At 63.9% G+C, this 16896-nt stretch carries 18 protein-coding genes; 4 read left to right on the top strand and 14 right to left on the bottom strand.

Annotation, left to right across the window (positions count from 1 at the left end):
- Positions 1-10: 10 nt before the first annotated feature.
- The 5 genes from VITFI_RS06520 to VITFI_RS06500 form a co-directional block, all read right to left on the bottom strand.
- Positions 11-577 carry a YceI family protein gene (locus VITFI_RS06520; RefSeq protein WP_198301649.1) on the bottom strand — a complete coding sequence of 189 codons (567 nt, stop codon included), beginning with the start codon at positions 575-577 and terminating at the stop codon, positions 11-13.
- A 44-nt stretch (positions 578-621) separates the two neighbouring features.
- On the bottom strand, positions 622-1173 hold the full coding sequence (locus VITFI_RS06515) for a cytochrome b (protein WP_089416290.1): 552 nt from the start codon (positions 1171-1173) through the stop codon (positions 622-624).
- A 115-nt stretch (positions 1174-1288) separates the two neighbouring features.
- Complete coding sequence (locus VITFI_RS06510; RefSeq protein ID WP_198301648.1) at positions 1289-2185, bottom strand: NUDIX hydrolase; 897 nt, start codon at positions 2183-2185, stop codon at positions 1289-1291.
- Positions 2179-3537, bottom strand: coding sequence for a UDP-glucose dehydrogenase family protein (locus tag VITFI_RS06505; RefSeq protein WP_089416289.1), 1359 nt, complete (start codon positions 3535-3537; stop codon positions 2179-2181). Before VITFI_RS06505 ends, VITFI_RS06510 begins: the two co-directional genes overlap by 7 nt.
- 77 nt (positions 3538-3614) lie before the next feature.
- Positions 3615-4880 carry a porin family protein gene (locus VITFI_RS06500; RefSeq protein WP_089416288.1) on the bottom strand — a complete coding sequence of 422 codons (1266 nt, stop codon included), beginning with the start codon at positions 4878-4880 and terminating at the stop codon, positions 3615-3617.
- Between the two features lie 23 nt (positions 4881-4903).
- Here VITFI_RS06500 and VITFI_RS06495 point away from each other — a divergent pair, with 23 nt between their 5' ends.
- Together VITFI_RS06495 and VITFI_RS06490 are read left to right on the top strand one after the other, a co-directional pair.
- Positions 4904-6502 carry an O-antigen ligase family protein gene (locus VITFI_RS06495; RefSeq protein ID WP_157725582.1) on the top strand — a complete coding sequence of 533 codons (1599 nt, stop codon included), beginning with the start codon at positions 4904-4906 and terminating at the stop codon, positions 6500-6502.
- On the top strand, positions 6499-7491 hold the full coding sequence (locus VITFI_RS06490) for a glycosyltransferase (protein ID WP_089416286.1): 993 nt from the start codon (positions 6499-6501) through the stop codon (positions 7489-7491). Before VITFI_RS06495 ends, VITFI_RS06490 begins: the two co-directional genes overlap by 4 nt.
- Before the next feature lie 17 nt (positions 7492-7508).
- On the opposite strand, the gene VITFI_RS06485 is transcribed toward VITFI_RS06490, so the two are convergent.
- The 5 genes from VITFI_RS06485 to tsaB form a co-directional block, all read right to left on the bottom strand.
- Complete coding sequence (locus VITFI_RS06485) at positions 7509-8501, bottom strand: alpha/beta hydrolase family protein (RefSeq protein WP_089416285.1); 993 nt, start codon at positions 8499-8501, stop codon at positions 7509-7511.
- 39 nt (positions 8502-8540) lie between these two features.
- Complete coding sequence (locus VITFI_RS06480) at positions 8541-9134, bottom strand: PIN domain-containing protein (protein ID WP_089416284.1); 594 nt, start codon at positions 9132-9134, stop codon at positions 8541-8543.
- A gap of 142 nt (positions 9135-9276) precedes the next feature.
- Entirely contained in the window at positions 9277-10098 is an 822-nt protein-coding gene (locus VITFI_RS06475; RefSeq protein WP_089416283.1) for a uracil-DNA glycosylase, read from the bottom strand.
- Positions 10085-10579 (bottom strand): ribosomal protein S18-alanine N-acetyltransferase, encoded by a 495-nt coding sequence (rimI, locus tag VITFI_RS06470; RefSeq protein ID WP_232476675.1) that lies wholly within the window; start codon positions 10577-10579, stop codon positions 10085-10087. Before rimI ends, VITFI_RS06475 begins: the two co-directional genes overlap by 14 nt.
- Positions 10576-11310, bottom strand: coding sequence for a tRNA (adenosine(37)-N6)-threonylcarbamoyltransferase complex dimerization subunit type 1 TsaB (tsaB, locus tag VITFI_RS06465; RefSeq protein WP_198301647.1), 735 nt, complete (start codon positions 11308-11310; stop codon positions 10576-10578). Before tsaB ends, rimI begins: the two co-directional genes overlap by 4 nt.
- Here tsaB and dacB point away from each other — a divergent pair.
- Both dacB and VITFI_RS06455 read left to right on the top strand, forming a co-directional pair.
- Positions 11305-12816, top strand: coding sequence for a D-alanyl-D-alanine carboxypeptidase/D-alanyl-D-alanine endopeptidase (dacB, locus tag VITFI_RS06460; RefSeq protein WP_157725581.1), 1512 nt, complete (start codon positions 11305-11307; stop codon positions 12814-12816). The two genes, tsaB and dacB, sit on opposite strands and share 6 nt — an antisense overlap.
- A 20-nt stretch (positions 12817-12836) precedes the next feature.
- Positions 12837-13034: a SemiSWEET family sugar transporter gene (locus VITFI_RS06455; protein WP_198301646.1), complete on the top strand. Its 198-nt coding sequence runs from the start codon at positions 12837-12839 to the stop codon at positions 13032-13034.
- A gap of 95 nt (positions 13035-13129) precedes the next feature.
- Here the strand turns inward: VITFI_RS06455 and VITFI_RS06450 are convergent, their stop codons facing one another.
- Genes VITFI_RS06450 through purE form a run of 4 tightly spaced genes read right to left on the bottom strand, consistent with a single transcriptional unit; the run spans position 13130 to position 16847 of the window.
- On the bottom strand, positions 13130-14170 hold the full coding sequence (locus tag VITFI_RS06450) for an SGNH/GDSL hydrolase family protein (protein WP_089416280.1): 1041 nt from the start codon (positions 14168-14170) through the stop codon (positions 13130-13132).
- A 60-nt stretch (positions 14171-14230) separates the two neighbouring features.
- Positions 14231-15196 (bottom strand): L-threonylcarbamoyladenylate synthase, encoded by a 966-nt coding sequence (locus tag VITFI_RS06445; RefSeq protein ID WP_089416279.1) that lies wholly within the window; start codon positions 15194-15196, stop codon positions 14231-14233.
- Positions 15196-16386 carry a 5-(carboxyamino)imidazole ribonucleotide synthase gene (locus VITFI_RS06440; RefSeq protein WP_089416278.1) on the bottom strand — a complete coding sequence of 397 codons (1191 nt, stop codon included), beginning with the start codon at positions 16384-16386 and terminating at the stop codon, positions 15196-15198. The genes VITFI_RS06445 and VITFI_RS06440 overlap by 1 nt, the downstream gene beginning before the upstream one ends.
- Positions 16383-16847, bottom strand: coding sequence for a 5-(carboxyamino)imidazole ribonucleotide mutase (gene purE, locus VITFI_RS06435; RefSeq protein ID WP_089417996.1), 465 nt, complete (start codon positions 16845-16847; stop codon positions 16383-16385). The genes VITFI_RS06440 and purE overlap by 4 nt, the downstream gene beginning before the upstream one ends.
- Between the last annotated feature and the right edge of the window lie 49 nt (positions 16848-16896).

Genomic DNA, 16896 nt, shown 5'->3' with positions numbered 1-16896 from the left:
AATCAACAAATCACAACGGGGCGACGCCTTGCACGGCGAACTTGAAGTTCACCTGCACGTCGTCGGCGACGATCGAGGTGTCGGCCCATTCGCCGTCCCCGATCTTGAAATCCAGGCGCTTGATGGCGAAGGTGCCGGTGGCGGTGGTCACCCCACCGGCTTGGCTCAGGCTCACGGGGACGGTCACATCCCGCACGCTGCCTTTGATGTTGAGCTTGCCGCTCACCGCCAGCTTGCCCGGCCCGGCAGCCTTCACCGCCGTCGACTGGAACTGCGCCTGCGGGAACTTGGGCACGTTGAACCAGGGTGCCTTGGCGGCTTCGGCCTCGGTCTCTGCCGCGCCAAAGCTGACGCTGCCCATGTTCACGTTGAATTTGACGGTGGTGGCTTCGGGCTTTTTCGGGTCAAAACTGAGCTGGGCATCCCAAGTTTTGAACTGGCCTTGCACCGGCACGCCCATCTGGCGGAAGGTGAAACCGAGCTGGCTTTGGGGCGTAGGCAGCACTTTTTGCTGGGCCAGGGCCGGTGCGCTGCTCAACACGGCCAGCGCGGCCAGGATCAGGGAACGACGCATCATGACGATGTCCTTGCAAACGAAAAGAAGGAAAAAGGCGGACAACCTCAGGCGACGCGGCCGGGGCGCATGCGGTTCAGCAGGCCATCGCCATCGATGACGTGGTGTTTGAGCGCCGCCGCAACGTGCAGGGCCACCAGCACGGCCATCGACCAAGCCAGCCACCCGTGCAGCGGCTTGAGGTTGTCGGACAGGGCTTTGTCCACCGCCACAAAATCCGGCAAGGGCAGCACGCCAAACAGCACGATGGGATAACCCGCCGCCGAGCTGTAAGCCCAGCCCACCAAGGGCACGGCGAAGAACAGCGCATACAACGCCCCATGCACCGCGTGGGCCGCCAGTTGTTGCAGCGGCGGGGCGGGCAGATCGGCTGGCGGGCGATGGGTGACGCGCCACAGCAAGCGCAGCACGGACAGGCCCAAAATCACCACCCCCGCCCATTTGTGCCAGTTGAACAGCTTGAGCTTGGCCAGGGACATCGGCAACTCGTGCATGTAGACGCCCAGAACGAACGTCCCGACCATGAGCAGCGCCAGCAGCCAGTGCAAAGTGATCGCGACGCTGGTGTAGCGTTCGCTGGTTTTGAATGTGTCAGCCATCGGAAACCCCGTTCGGTATCCAGGGAAGTGATTCGATGGCGTCAGTGTGCCGGGCGCTACGTCAGGCAGGGTTCAGCCTGACGGGGTGCCTCCATTCAAAAAACTTGAAGCAGTTTTAAACGATCGGCGGATCGAAGCGCCGCGCCGCTTCGGGCGTCACGCACAGCGCCGCCAAGCGGGGCGCGAGTTCGGCGGCTTCGTCGGCGGGCAGCAGCGCATGGCGCAGGGCGAAGTCCAACGTGGCCAAGCTGGCATCCATCGTCATGCGGCCTTCGGCGGCGAAGGCCAAGGCCTGGTCGATGGGCCAGAGGCGGTGTTCGGCCACCTCACCATCTTGGTTCACGGGGAGGAGGCCGGAGGGCAAGGCCAAGTCGTAGGCGTAGAGCCATTCGTGCTGCCAACCTTCGCGGATGTCGCAGGCGATGTTCAGCACCCGCCCCGCTTGCAAGCCGGTGAGCTGCGCGGACTGCAAACCGGCTTCTTCCCAGGCTTCGCGGATCAACGCTTGGCGCGGCGTTTGGCCGTGGGGCACACCGCAGCCGATGAGGTTGTCGAGTTTGCCGGGGTCGGTGGGTTTGGTGTCCGAGCGGCGCGCCACCCAGAGGTGGCTGGGGCGCCCGTCCGCCCCGACGACGTAACCGTTGCAATGGGCGCCGAACGTCAATGCCCCCCAAAAGCGCGCCGAGGCCCGCTCGATCACCGCCAGCAGCGTGCCAGATTCGGCCAGCAGCGGATAAGGCTCCTCGCGCCACGCCCGGATGCGTCCCCCCGCGTGCAACGCCCGGTTCAGCGAAGCCAAGGCGGCGCTGGCGGCGGCCACGTCCGCTGGGAGGTGCAGGCACCAGCCGTCCGCGTGGGGTTCGCACAACCCCGGCCACGCCGCCAAGGCCGCCCCATCGGCAACGGCCACCGAGCCGGCACGCTGCATTGGCCCGCTTTGGCACACCCACACGGTTTGGCGCGGGGCGCTGACGTGGCGGGCCGCTGTCAGGGCGGGCCAGCGCGTCAACATGCCGGGCGCCCGATCGACAGGTAGTGCAACCCGCTGTCACGCATCAAGGCGGGTTCGTAGAGGTTGCGGCCATCAAAAATGCGCCGATCGCGCAGGGCACTGGCCAGCGCTTCGAAGTCCGGCGTGCGGAACTCTTTCCATTCGGTGACGATGATGAGCGCATCGGCGCCGCTCAGGGCTTCGGTGGCGGAGTTCACCAGCGTGATGCCCGCCTGCTCGGGCGCACAACCCAAATCCAACGCCAGCACACGCGCAGCCTCCTCGGCGGCGACGGGGTCGTAAGCACGCACTTGGGCGCCTCGGCGCACCAGCTCGGCCAGCAGCACGCGGCTGGGGGCTTCGCGCATGTCATCGGTGTTGGGTTTGAAGGCCAGGCCCCACACGGCGAAGGTTTTGCCACGCCAATCCTCGCCGTAAACCGACGCCACTTTGCGCGCCAGCACCTGCTTTTGCGCGTCGTTCACGGCTTCGACAGCGGCCATCATTTGGCTGGGCAGGCCGTTTTCGGCGGCGGTGCGGGCCAGGGCTTTCACGTCTTTGGGGAAGCAGCTCCCGCCGTAGCCCGCGCCAGCGTAGAGGAAATGCGTGCCGATGCGCGGATCGGAACCGATGCCGATGCGCACGGCCTCGATGTCCGCCCCCATCACCTCGGCCAAGCGCGACAGCTCGTTCATGAAACTGATGCGCGTGGCCAGCATGGCGTTGGCAGCGTACTTGGTGAACTCGGCGCTCTTGATGTCCATCACCAGCAGCCGGTCGCGGTTGCGGATAAAGGGGGCGTAAAGCGAGCGCATGAGCATGGCCGCACGGTCATCCCCCTCATCCACCCCCACCACGACGCGATCCGGACGGGTGAAGTCCGCCACCGCCGCGCCCTCCTTCAAAAACTCAGGGTTGGACACCACCGAAAACGCCATGCCACTGTGGCCACGTTGGGCCAGTTCGTCGGCCACGGCGGCACGCACCTTGTCGGCCGTGCCCACGGGGACGGTGCTCTTGTCGATGATGACTTTGTAGTCGGTCATGAGGCGGCCAATGCTGCGCGCTGCCGCCAACACGTATTGCAGATCGGCTGAACCATCCTCGTCGGGCGGGGTGCCCACCGCAATGAATTGCAAGGTGCCGTGGGCCACTGAGCGGGCCACGTCGGTGGTGAACTCCAGTCGGCCCGCAGCGGCGTTGCTGCGCACAATCTCCAACAAACCCGGCTCGTGGATTGGAATGCCGCCGCTGTTGAGGATGTCGATCTTGCGTGCATCGACATCCAAGCAAACCACGTGGTTGCCCATCTCGGCCAGACACGCCCCCGTGACCAACCCCACGTAACCCGTACCGATGACCGTGATCTTCATGCCATGCGCTCTTGACAACAACAAAAGCGGCATTGTGGCGTCCCGCCTGCACTGGCGCGTGACGGTGACGTGTCAGCTCATTGCAGGCGCAAACTCAGCGAACACGCGGTGGTGCGAGCGGTGTAGGCGTGGCCCAAGGTGCTGGCTTCGGACACGGACAAACGCTCCCGCGTCAACGAACAACTCATCGACCAGGCCCGCGACAGGGTGTGGCTCCAGCTCAACGCCATCTGCCGCGATCGGCTGGCGCTCACATCCAACAACGCCCCATTGACCACCAAACTGGCCGAGCTGGTGCGCACATCGTTGTAAGACAGGCCCAGGTTGCTGCGGACGCTCACCGCCCAACCGAGGTTGAGGCGGGTTGAGGTGGTCACCCCTTCGTTGAGCAGGCCGGTGGTGATGACCTGCAAGGGATCTTCGGCGGTATCCCCGGGCGCCAAGGTTTGGATGGTGCTTTGGCTGCTGCGGGTGTCGCGCTGCCAGCCCATGCCGACCGACAGTTTGGCCGTCGGTTGCCACGACAGGTTCACGCCCCCGACGTTGCTGGGCGTGCGTTGCCCCATGCTGCTCACCCCCACGCTGCGCCCCCAATTCAGATGCCAGTTGGTTTTAGGGCTGTGGATATAGTCGAACGTGAGTTGCGAGCTGGTCTGCGTCGAACGCGGCGTGACGCCATTGACCTGCCCCTGAGACTCGGTCACTGAGCGCGAATTCACCCACTGCACTTGGCCATGCGGCCCCGTGCGATAACCGACACTCAGCGAGGTGGCGTTTTGCTGCCCCGCCTGGGCGTTCAGCGCCGCTAAGGAATAGGACGAACGCGAGTGCGAAGAACTCACCGAAGCCGACCAGGGCCCGCCAGCCCCCAGGCGCAGCGAGGCCGAGGTGCCTTGTTGGGTCGAGTAGGCGGCCTGCTCGGTGTCCAGCAGGCCGGTGTACTGGTACTGCGAGCGGTTGCGGAACGCCGACACGGAACCACTGAGCGCCCCCACGGTTTGCCAACTCCAGGCCAAGCTGGTGTTGGTGTTGGTGCTGTCCCGGTCGCTGAATTGCTGGTAGCGGTTGAACGCGGCTTGGGTGTCCAGCCGGAGGCGCTGGCGGCTCCATGTCAAGTCGGCGCCCAGGCCCAGGGTGGTGGTTTGGAAGGTGTCGGCGCGCTCTTGGCCGGATTCGCTGCGCAGCAGGTTGTCCACATGGCTGATGCTTTCGGACGCCGTCGCATCCCAAGCCGCCCAAGCCGCAGGCGCGACGCACCACGCAGCCCCGACAATCCAACCCGTCATCCACCGTGCCACGACTTGTGCGGCCAGTCTCTTGGGCTGGCGCTCAAACCCCGTCATGAACCTTTGCTGCATCGCACGTCATGCCTCCCATTAAACCATTGATCGTTGTCATGCTGGCGATTGGGTTGATTTTCTGGCCCCTGCGAAAACATCTTTATGACCTGATCCCAGCCCGGGATTTTGCAGAAATGGCCAAGCTGGTGGCCATGGGCACCCTCGCCGCTTTCTTGGCCCCAGGCTTTTGGGTTTACATTGTGGCGCTCGTGGTCTTGATTCGAAAAGCCACCGAGCGTCTGCCCCCCCATGAAAGCCGTCCGGCGTGGCGGGTGACGCTGTGGTTTTTGCTGCTGATGATGACGCCGAACATCCCGGTCGTCCCCCCCACGGGGGTGTACCTGATGAACGTGGATCATTCCCGCATGCTCACGTGGCTGCTGTTGTTGCCAGCCTTACTGGAAGCCCGCCGCCAACAGCAGCAAGAGGCTTTGCACCATCCCACGCATAAAACCCCCATAGATGCCATGGACGTGGCCATGCACATTTATTTTTGGGGCATGTGTGCGATTTTGGCTTTCATGTATGGCCCGTCTTTCACTGCGTGGTTGCGCCAAGTCGCAGAATGGTGGGTGGACATTTACTTGCCTTATTGGGGTGTGCGTTTCGCATTTTCAACCCATGCACAAATTCGGCGCACATTGGCGGGGTTCTGCTTGTTTTCCATGGTGCTGTGCTTGGTGAGCATCCCGGAAATGACACGCGGCTGGCCCATCTACGGAGCGATCCAAGACTGGTGGGGCGAGGCGTGGGGCCTGAGTATTTACCTGATGCGCGACGGCATGTTGCGCGCCCAGACCTCCACCGGCCACTCGCTGGCCTTCGGTTTTGCCATGGCCACCGCCACCGGGTTGTGGCTGTGGCTCTACCGCTTCACGCGCCAGCGCTGGGTGGGCTGGTTGGGCATGGTGGTGCTGCTGGCGGGGGTGGGCACGGCCTTGTCCCGCGCCACATGGCTGAGTGCGGGTTTGATGATGCTGCTGTTCACGGCGCTGTCCGGCCAAGTCCGCCACATCATGCTGGCGCTGACGGGCAGTGTGGCCGTGTTCAGCGTGCTGGCGGCGGTGGTGCCGGCGTTTCAGGAGTTGATCAACAAACTGCCGATCATCGGCAACCCCGAAGCGGTTGCCGCTGCTGCTGCTGCCTCACCGGAAGACGACAAGGAATATCGCCAGGCCATTTTTGAAGGCGCGCTTGAGCTGATCAAGGACAACTTGCTTTTCGGCTTGCCCAATGCCATTTCTTACCTAGAATACTTAAAACAAGGCCAAGGGATTGTGGACATTGTCAATTCCTATATCGGGATTGCGCTCAACTTTGGCATGACGGGGTTGGTGCCTTTCATTGGCATGTTTATCATCGCCTTGGTCAAAATGTGGCGCTTGCGTCAACGGCTCGACCCGGGCATGGATGGATGGTATTTGGCCAACAGCATGATTGCCACCCTGTTCACCATCATGGTGATGATTTTCTCGACCAGCAGCATTTCCATCATTCCTTATATTTATTATGCTTTGCTGGCCTTGGCGGTGAACATCGAGAAAATCTATTCTGAACCGGAATATGAACCAGACCGCGATGTGGTGATTTACCGCCCGCCTCCTTTCCCCCGCTACGCTTCATGAACACCAACACTTTGGGCGCGGTCGTCATTGGCCGCAACGAGGGCCAGCGCTTGGTGCGCTGTTTGCAATCCCTGCGCGACCGGGTGGCGTGGTGCGTCTACGTCGATTCAGGCTCCAGTGACGATTCGGTGGCCCAGGCGCAAGCCCTGGGGGCTGACGTGGTCAACCTGGACATGTCGCAACCCTTCACCGCTGCCCGCGCACGCAACGAGGGCCTGGCCCGGCTGCGGCAGATTGCGCCGACGTTGACGTATGTGCAGTTTGTGGATGGGGACTGCGAAATTCAACCCGATTGGCTGCATCACGCCTGCGCGTTTTTAGCGGAGCACCCGGAGGTTGCGGTGGTGTGCGGGCGCCGGCGGGAGCGTTTTCCGCAGGCGTCGGTTTACAACCAGTTGTGTGATTTGGAGTGGGACACCCCCATCGGCCCGGCCCGCGCCTGCGGTGGTGATGCGTTGATGCGCGTGTCCGCCTTGGTGGCCGTGGGAGGTTACCGCCCGGATTTGATTGCCGGTGAGGAGCCGGAGTTGTGTGTGCGCTTGCGTGCGGCGGGGCACCACATCTGGCGCCTCAATGTCGAGATGACACTGCACGATGCCGCCATGCACCGCCTGGGCCAATGGTGGCAACGCAACCGGCGTTCCGGCCATGCGTTCGCTGAAGGGGCTTGGCTGCATGGGGCGCCGCCCGAGCGGCATTTTGTGGCTGAGACGCGCCGGGCTTTGGTTTGGGGGGCGCTGCTGCCGCTGCTGTGGCTGGGTTTGATGATCGTCGGCGCTGAGGGGCTGGCTGGGTTGCTGCTCTGCCTCTATCCGCTCCAAGTCATCCGGGTGGCACGGCGGGTTCGTGCGATGTGGCCGGCGCACCCAATCCCGTGGCAGCAGGCTTTCTTTCTCATCATGGGTCGATTTCCCGAGGTGCAGGGTGTGCTGACCTTCCATTGGCGCCGCTGGCGACGGGGGCCTGTGCGCTTGATTGAGTACAAGTGATGCGCGAGGGGGCACCGTTAGCGCGGCGTGCGGAGTGCCGATTGCACGCCATCGGACGAGAAAAACAGCTTCAGTGCGCGCATCAAGCCAGTGTCGAGTGGAAGAGTTGGGTCACCATACGAAGCGATCTGCTTCTGAGCGTCCGCTGCGACTGTCTTCATGACGTGGTTCATTGACGGTAGCACCTCTAATCGGCATTTCCTGTTTGCAGCGTGGAGCCTCTCTGCGTCAACGACTGTCACCTGAATATCTGTTCCCCCCTGAAGCAGCAGGCACGGCATTCTCAACTTGGCGATCTCTTCCGATGGCGAGTACCGAAACCAGGAGATTAGATACGGCTGCACGCTTGGGCGATACAAGGACATGAGCGACAGGGGAACTTCACTGACGGTCTGACCAGCTTCAAGCGCTTGCAGAAGCGCTTCATTGTCCGCCGCCAGCTCGGGGGGCAAACGCCCCTGAAGTTGATGGCGCAAGACCTCCGAAGCCCGATCTGCCGGACCTGCCACTGACACAAACACCTTGGCCGGGCTGCGAAGGGATGCAAGAATACCTATGAGCGAACCCTCGCTGTGTCCCAGTACCACCACGCCAGTGAAACGCGAATCCTGCGAAAGTTTTAAGACCCAAGAAGCGGCATCTTGAACAAAATCCTCGAAGCGCACCTCGGATTCGGTACGTGCAGCGCCCGCACTGGCAGCGATGCCCCGTTTATCGTAACGAACTGATGCGACACCGCTATCGCGCAGAGCCTCCGCAAACAACTTCAAGCTGTTATTTTTCCCTGTCACCAGCGGCGTGTTGCCATCTCGGTCAGTTGGACCAGACCCGGCAATCATAAGTACCACTGGCACTTTGGTGCGCTGGGACGGCAAAGTCAGCGTGCCGCTAATCGTGCCGCTTGGCGTCTCCATCTGGATCGGCTGCTCTGCTCCATGCACTGCTGTATTTACAGACAGGAGTACGGAAAGTACGAGTGCTAAGCGCAGCTCACTGAAAATGCTTAACATTCATTTCACCAGCCAATTCCAAGACCAGTCAGCAGAATCTCATGAAATATGATAACTGACTTTTGTATCTTGAATTGTGATCAGCCCTCTTTCCACCAAAATCTTCAACAAAGCTTCCACCTCCTCGTCCACCAATTGCTTCTGAAATAATGAGCTTATTGAACTACTTAACGTCTTTACCGTCCCAGGCTTTGACGCCCCGCGCTGCACGAGATTTGCGATTATAACTTCTATTTTTTCTTCAGCCGATTTACTGTTTGCAACTTTTACAGCCGGTATGATTGTCACATCGGATGATCGAGAAATAAAAATTTTCTTAGCTTTAAGGTGCTGTATCAACGGATCAAATCCCGTATCCTTTGATATTATATGAAAATATGCCGTCGGATCTTCCGCCGAAAGAATTCCAATATAGTAAGCAATGTGAAAATCCAGCGCATTAGAACCATTCCCTGAAATCTTTATATACTCAGCCCGATCCCCCAATCTTTGAGCAGACTCAACAAAGTCAAACGGTATTTTTGTCTGGTTTGAGCCTACAAATATTTTTACCCTGAAAAAATCCTGCTCCAACACCGCAAGCGACTCAGGCTGCGTATTTTCATAATCCACAAGAATGTAGTTTGTGCGCATCGTGACAATTAAAATGACCTGATTATTATTGGATGACTTGCGTTACACCCCGTCCTGACTGGATGATATGAAATCGAAGGCTTCCGTCATCCACCGGGGTGTGCGGAGGGTAGCCACCGGTGAGGCCCCCCGCCGCCGCCCATCAACGCGGCGGCAAGCGCGACAGGGTGTGCATCGCCAAGCACAAATCGTCCCACGCCTTGGATTTTTCGGCGAGTTGGCGCAGCAGGTAAGCCGGGTGGTATGTCACCACCACCGGAATGCCTCGGAACTGATGCACCCGGCCACGCAGTCGGCCAACGGCCTCTTGTGTGTCGAGCAGGGCTTGGATGGCAAACTTGCCGCTGGCCAACAACAAACGCGGCTGCACCAGCTCAATCTGCCGGTACAAAAACGGCAGGCAACGCGCCAGTTCTTGTGCATCCGGGTTGCGGTTGCGCGGCGGGCGGCATTTGAGGGTGTTGGCAATGAACACCGGGCGCAACGGGCTGCCCTCACCTGGGGCGCGGCTGTGGCCGATGGCACGCAACATGTTGTCCAGCAACTGCCCAGCCGGGCCGACGAACGGTTCGCCGCGCAGGTCTTCTTGTTCGCCGGGTGCTTCACCGACGATCATCACGTCGGCTCGCTCAGCCCCCACGCCAAACACCGTTTGGGTGCGGCTGCGGCACAGACTGCACGCTTCGCACGAAGCAACGGCTTGGCGCAAACCCGCCCAATCCAGAGACGCCACGCCCGGCACTGTGGGAGCCGGAACAAGCACGGTGTTTTCGACCTCTGGCGCGGGTGCGGGCACGGGCACGCTCGGGGCCATCGCGGACGGCGAGCGGTGGGGGCGTGCCACCGGTGGCAACGGCGGTGGCGGTGCGGGGTGCGCGGTAGGCTCGCTGTGCCCCGCCGGGGCTTGCCAAAGTTTCAGCCCAAGGCCCGCGAGCAAGGTGTGTTGCCGTTCAGTCCAGCGCATGCGCGACCTCCGCAGCAGGCACCCGCCAGCGCATCACCACCGCATGTTCACGCTGACCCGCTGAGTCACCAGGGTAATAGTGTTTGCGCAGGCCCACGGATTCAAACCCCCAGCGTTCGTACAAACGCCGGGCGCGGGCGTTGCCCTCGCGCACTTCCAGCCACACCCATTCGGCGGCGGTGTGTTGGGCCTGCTGCGCCAAACGGGCTAGCAGACGCTGCGCCAGCCCGCGCCCTTGCGCCGCCTGCGCCACCGCAATCGACAGCAAGTGCCACTCTTGCACACCCGGCATCGCCACCAAGTAGCCCAGGCACTCGGCGGATGCCTCGCCCGCCCCGTTTTCCAGCACCCACGCGGCGTAACCAGCGGCCAGGGCGTCACGCAGATGCGCCGGTCGCCACGGATGCGGATGGGTGGCCTGCTCCATGGCGGCCACGGCGGGCACGTCCTCGGGCTGCATGGCGCGCAACACGGGGGTCACGCCCGGCCCTCGCGTTCGGCGATGGTGAGAGCCACCTTGTCCCGCAGGTACAACGGCAGGGCGTCATCAGCGGGAACGTGGGCGCCCGCCAGCCATGCTTGTTGGGCCAAGCGCCCGAGGGCCGCCGCTCGCGCCTGCACCTGGGGCCACTGCGCCGCCGTGGCGACAGGTAGTTGCCCGGCAAACACGCTCAAAGCGTTGCCAGCGATGGCCTGGGGCGGTTGGGCCAACCAGCGGGCCGACAGCGTCGGCAGGTCATACAGCCCCGGCGGGGTGCGCACCTGCCAGCCAGCCACCGGATCGTGCGCGTATTCGGCGGCGTACACCTCGTTCATGCGTGCATCGACGGCCACCCAAACCGGCCAAGCGTGGGCCACCGGGCGCCCCGCTTGTTCGAAAGCATCCTCAGCGACGATCAGCAGGCTGTCCACCGGCACCACCGGGCAGGCCAACCCGAACGCCAGCCCTTGGGCCACGGACACCGCCGTGCGCAAACCCGTGAACGCGCCAGGCCCTCGCCCCATCGCCACGGCGTGGATCGACGACAAGGTCAACCCGGCTTGGGCGAGCAAGTCCAACAAGGCCGGCATCAAGGTTGTGGAAGCCTGGGCGCCGCCGGCAGACTCGTGGGTCAGAATCCGGTCAGCATGAACAACGGCCATGGCCAGGGTGTCCGTGGCCGTGTCCAGCGCCAGCAGGCGCACAGGCGAAAAGGGAGCAGCAGCATGCATCAGGGTGAGTTTAGCCGTGCCACCTTCGGCCACGGCCTGCCGCGCCGGCAGGTACTGGCAGCGGGCTTGGCGTGGGCGGGGGCGTCGTGGGCATCCACGGCCACGCTGGAAGCACCGGAACCGATCCGCGCCGCCCTCAAGCAATCGGGGTTGCCACCGCAGGCGCTGGGCTGGGTCGTGCTGCCGCTGACGACCACCCGCTCCCCCGGCTTGCCCATGGCCGCCTTGAGCTGGCAAGCGCGCCAAGCGTTCACCCCTGCATCCCTGAGTAAGCTGGTGACGAGTTATGCCGCCCTCGATCGCCTGGGGCCCGCTTTCACGTGGCGCACCGCCGTTCTGTGGCGGGGGACGTTGCGCGATGGGGTGTTGGAGGGCGATTTGCTCCTGCGCGGCAGTGGCGACCCGGTGTTGGTGCATGAACGGCTGTGGCGCTTGCTGCGTCAGGTGCGCCAGCGCGGGGTGCGGGAGATTCGCGGCCACATCCTGCTGGATCGGCAGGTGTTTGCGCCAGTGTCCATTCAGGCGGCGGATTTTGACCAAGCACCCGGTCGCCCCTACAACGTGCAGCCGGATGGCCTGCTGCTGAACTACAACGCCCTCACCTTGCGCCTGCGCCCCGACACGGCGCTGGGTCGGGCGAGTGTGGTGGTCGAACCCACCTTGGCGGGCTTGGAGGTGCCGAGCGCCGTGCCTTTGAGCGAGGCTGCCTCGCCATGCGACAACCTGCGCCCTGCGCTGCAAATTCAACACGAACCCAGCCGGGCCGAGCGTCTGGGCGTGGCGGGCGCGCTGCCCCGGGGCTGCACCGAGGAGGTGGCGCTGTCGGTGGCGTATGCCGACCCCGGGCGTTACGCGGCGCGCTTGGTCGAAGCCATGTGGCGCGAGGTTGGCGGCACGTTGAGCGGGCAGGTGCGGGACGCCGAGGCCGCTTTCGATGTCAGCCGTTATCAGCCTCTGGTCGAACATGTCTCCCCGCCACTGAGCCAGGTGGTGCAGGACATGAACAAAAGCAGCAACAACGTCATGGCCGAACAAGTGTTCCTCACGCTGGCAGCGCAGGCCCAGCCCGGGGCGCGTGGCGTGACCCTCGCGCAAGCTCGAACCGTGGTGACCGATTGGGTGCGCACCCGCCTGGGCCCGCCCGAGCAAGATGGGCCGTGGACGTTGGACAACGGTTCTGGCCTGTCCCGCCAAGCCCGCTGCACGCCGTTGTGGCTGGCCCGCCTGCTGCACGACGCTTTTCACAGCCCCGTGATGCCGGAGTTGATGGCCTCGCTGCCGATCGCGGGGGTGGATGGCACGCTGCGCCAGTCACGCGCTCGCCCGGGCCAGGCGCACCTCAAAACCGGCACCCTGCGCGACGCCAGCGGCGTGGCCGGTTATGTGCTGGACACGCAAGGCCACCACCATGTGCTGGTGGCGATGGCCTCACACCCTCAAGCTTTCGCAGCGCGCCGTGTGTTTGACGCGCTGATTGATTGGACAATCCAAGCTCCAAAAAATTAAGATTTTGGAAAGCAAGCTGTATGTCCAATGAATTACTGCACTGGCTCGGCTACCCAGCCGCCGCCCTCACCACCTTGGCTTTCGTGCCACAAGCTTGGCTGACCCTGCGCACACGCCAGGTAGACGGCATTTCGGCCAGCACCTACGGCGCCCTGACCCTCGGGGTGCTGCTATGGCTGCTCTACGGCTGGAGCCAACGGGACTGTGGGCCTTGGTGATCGCCAACGCCATCACCCTGCCGCTGGCGGGCTCTATCCTCGGCACCAAGCTGTACGAGGACTGGCGCCGCCGCCGTCATCCTCGCCTGCTGTGATCAGAAGTTGTCGCTGGCGCGGGTCTGCGCCAACTGGCCCAGATAGCGCTGAATCAAGTAGGCGTTCGGATGCAACGCATCGGCCCACAGGTAGGTGGTGGCCGGGTCGGTGTCGCCGCTCACCAGGGTGGCCGTGGTGCAGTTGAGCAGGTTGCCCGTGGTGGTGCGCGTGCCGCCCGCGTAGCTGTCGGTGTTGCGGTGGTCTTCATCACACGCCAGTTCGGTGTGATTCAGCGTTGCATTGTTGTGGTAAGTCCGCACCACAGAATTCAACTCCACCAGCCCGATGTGGGTGCCATCGTTGCTCATGTTCTGCCGCAAACCCAGGTTGAACTGATCAGACAGCGCCGTCAGATGGCCCGCCTCCGTCGTGCCCAGGGCTTGGGCATACGGCGTCAGGCCCACATCCATCACCAAGCTGACCAGCACCCGCGTGCCGTTGCCGGCCATGCGCTTGATCATCTGCGCCACCACTTTGCCGCGTGCATAGATTTCGGCCTCTTTATCGGCCATGGTGGCATAGGTGGTGTCGTGGTAAACCTGCAAGACATCGTGCAGCCCCACCAAAACGCTGACCAGATCGGTCTCGTTGAAGCCGCCTTGCAAGTCCTCCTCAAACCCCAACACCTGGGCTTTGAGATCGGCTGCCGTGGCCCCGTAACTGGCCCGAGAAAGGGCCAGGATGGCCGAATCGTCAATGCCGTTCGGGTTGCACTCCGCAAACGTCAAACCATACAGCGACGCCAGGTACTGCACCCAAATCCGGTGGTTGGCAGTGCCACATGCCACGGTGCTGCCGCTGCTGTCGGTGCTGTCCAGCGCATTGATGCCGTAGTGGCGGGCATTGCCCTTGCCGTCGCTGTCCACCATCAAACTCAACTCGTCGCCGAACACGATCAAGCGCCCGGCTTGAAAGGGCTCGGCCGTGGACACACTGCCCCCGCAGCCCACCAAGGCCCCCGCCAGCGTCACGCTGGCCAAGGTGGCACGCAGCCAGCGCCCAGGGCGGGTGGCGAAAGAAGACGGACGAAAGGCAGTCATGGCGGAATGCTCCAAGCGGACAAGGCGGACAGTGTCACGAAAAAAGTGCCAGCGCCCCAGTCAGGCGGCGGCTCGTTGTAGGCGATCGCGCACGCCTTCCCATGCGGGCTCGTCGGGCGGGCTCTCGATCCAAATCTGCTGGGCGCCGCAGGCGTCCAGCGTACGCAGGGCCGCGAACAAGTCGTGTGCGGCGGCGTCGGCGGCTTCGGGCATGTGCAACACCGGCCAGGTGGCGACGGCATCGGGGACAGCCACCGTACGCACATACAACGCCACCGCCCCCGGCGGGATGGACGGATCGGCCCACGCCGCACGCAACTGCGCCGGCGAAAGCAAACGCACCCGCGCCGTCGGGGCATAGTGCGAGGCCAAGGTGCCCGATGCGCGTGGCGCGGCGGCGTCGCGTTCGCCCAAAGGCTGGCCCAGCACGGTTTCCAACGCTTCACGCGCCAACACCCCTGGGCGCAACAGCACGGGCCGCTCGCGGCTGCAATCGATGATGGTCGATTCGATGCCGACTTGGCACGCGCCCCCGTCCAACACCGGCACCGCCTCGCCAAATTCGGCTTCGACGTGGGCCGCCGTGGTCGGGCTGACGCGGCCAAACCGGTTGGCACTCGGGCCAGCCACACCGGGCACGCCCAGTTGAGCGGCCTCTTTCAACAAGGCCAAGGCCACGTCGTGCGCCGGGCAGCGCAGGCCGACCGTGGATTGCCCCCCAGCCGCCGCCGTGGCCACGCCCGGCTGGCGCGGCACGATCACCGTCACCGGCCCGGGCCAAAAAGCTTGGGCCAATCGCTGGGCGGATTCCGGCCAGTCGGCTGCAAACTGACGCGCCCCAGCGATGTCCGCCACATGCACGATCAGCGGGTGATCGGCGGGCCGGCCCTTGGCTTCGAAGATGCGCGCCACCGCTGCATCGTCATCGGCCCGGGCACCCAGGCCGTACACGGTTTCTGTTGGAAAGGCCAACAACGCCCCCTGCGCCAGACGCTGGGCGGCGGCTTGCAGCGAGGGGCAGCGCATCAAACCAACCCGTCGCTGGGCAGGCCCAGCAAGCTGCACACCCGCAACGCCGTGGCCCGCACAGTGGCCAAGCTGGCACCCGTCAGGGTCAGGTGGCCCATTTTGCGCCCCGGGCGGGCGCTGGCCTTGCCATACAGATGCAGGTGGGTGCCGGGCAGGGCCAACACCGCATCCCAGCAGGGTGTGCGCTCGCGCCCTTCGGCGTCAAACCACAAGTCCCCCAACAGGTTCAGCATGACACACGGTGAATGCAGGCGCGGTGCCACCAGCGGCAGTGCGGTCAGCGTGCGCACTTGCAATTCGAACTGCGACACGTCGCACGCATCGATGGTGTAGTGGCCCGAGTTGTGCGGGCGCGGGGCCATTTCGTTGGCCACCAGGCGCAAACCCGACTCGGTGCGCACCACAAAAAACTCCACGCACAACACCCCAACGTAGCCCATCTGCGCTGCGATCTGGCCCGCACAACGCGCCGCCTCCTCCGCCAGCGCGGGGCTGACATCGGGGGCAGGCACTTGGGTCACCGCCAAAATGCCGTCGCGGTGCAGGTTTTGCTGCACCGGGAAGTTCACCAGCGCCCCATCGGCACCACGCGCCACGATGACACTCAGCTCCAAGTGCAACGCCAAGCGCTGCTCCAGCACACACGGCACCTGACCCAGCAGCGCCCACGCAGCGATCAGCTCTTCGCGTGTGGCCACGCCAATTTGGCCTTTGCCGTCATAACCCAGGCGGGCGGTTTTGAGGATGCCGGGCAGCAGCGCGTCCGGCACGGCAGCGAGCTGTTCAGCGGTCTCGATCACGGCATAGGGCGCGCACGCCACGCCAGCCGCCACGAAGTGGGCTTTTTCTGCTGCACGGTCTTGGCAAATGGCCACCACGTCCCCCGACGGGGCCACCGGACGGCGCTCGGCCAGCGCTCGCAAGGCCACGGCAGGCACGTTTTCGAACTCAGTGGTGATGGCGTCAGCCGACTCGATCAACGCGGCCAAGCCGTCCGCATCCGCATAGGCGGTGCGCACATGCTGGTGCGACACCAACCCCGCCGGGCTGGCCGAATCCGGATCGAGCACCGCCGTGCGATACCCCATGGCTTGGGCTGCGTGAACGAACATGCGGCCCAGTTGGCCCCCCCCCATCACCCCGAGCGTGGCGTGCCCGGGCAACAGCAGACGAGGTGCGACGCTCATTTCAAATCCTGGGTCATCGCCCGGGCCGCTGCCGTTTGGCGCGTGCGGAAGGCTTCGAGTTGGGTGCGCAGCGCATCGTTGCCGGTGGCCAGCATGGCCACGGCGAACAGCGCCGCGTTGGCGGCTCCGGCGTTGCCGATGGCGAAGGTCGCCACCGGGATGCCCTTGGGCATTTGCACAATCGAGTGCAGCGAGTCCACCCCTTGCAGATGACGGCTGGCCACCGGCACACCCAGCACGGGCACGACGGTCTTGGCGGCCAGCATGCCGGGCAGGTGCGCGGCACCGCCCGCACCCGCGATGATGGCCACCAGCCCCCGGCTTTGTGCGCTGTCGGCATAGGCAAACATGTCATCGGGCATCCGATGGGCCGAGACCACACGCGCTTCATAGGGGACGCCGAACTCGGCGAGAATCTGGGCGGCGGCCTTCATGGTGTCCCAGTCACTGGACGAACCCATGACGATGCCCACCACGGGCGAGGCGCTGTTCACGGCTAGAAGCTCCTGA

Origin of the sequence: Vitreoscilla filiformis (assembly GCF_002222655.1) — a bacterium.
In the GTDB taxonomy this organism is placed as follows: domain Bacteria; phylum Pseudomonadota; class Gammaproteobacteria; order Burkholderiales; family Burkholderiaceae_C; genus Ideonella; species Ideonella filiformis.
Note: the sequence above shows the minus strand (reverse complement) of the source record. Positions and strands in the feature narration are given on the sequence as shown.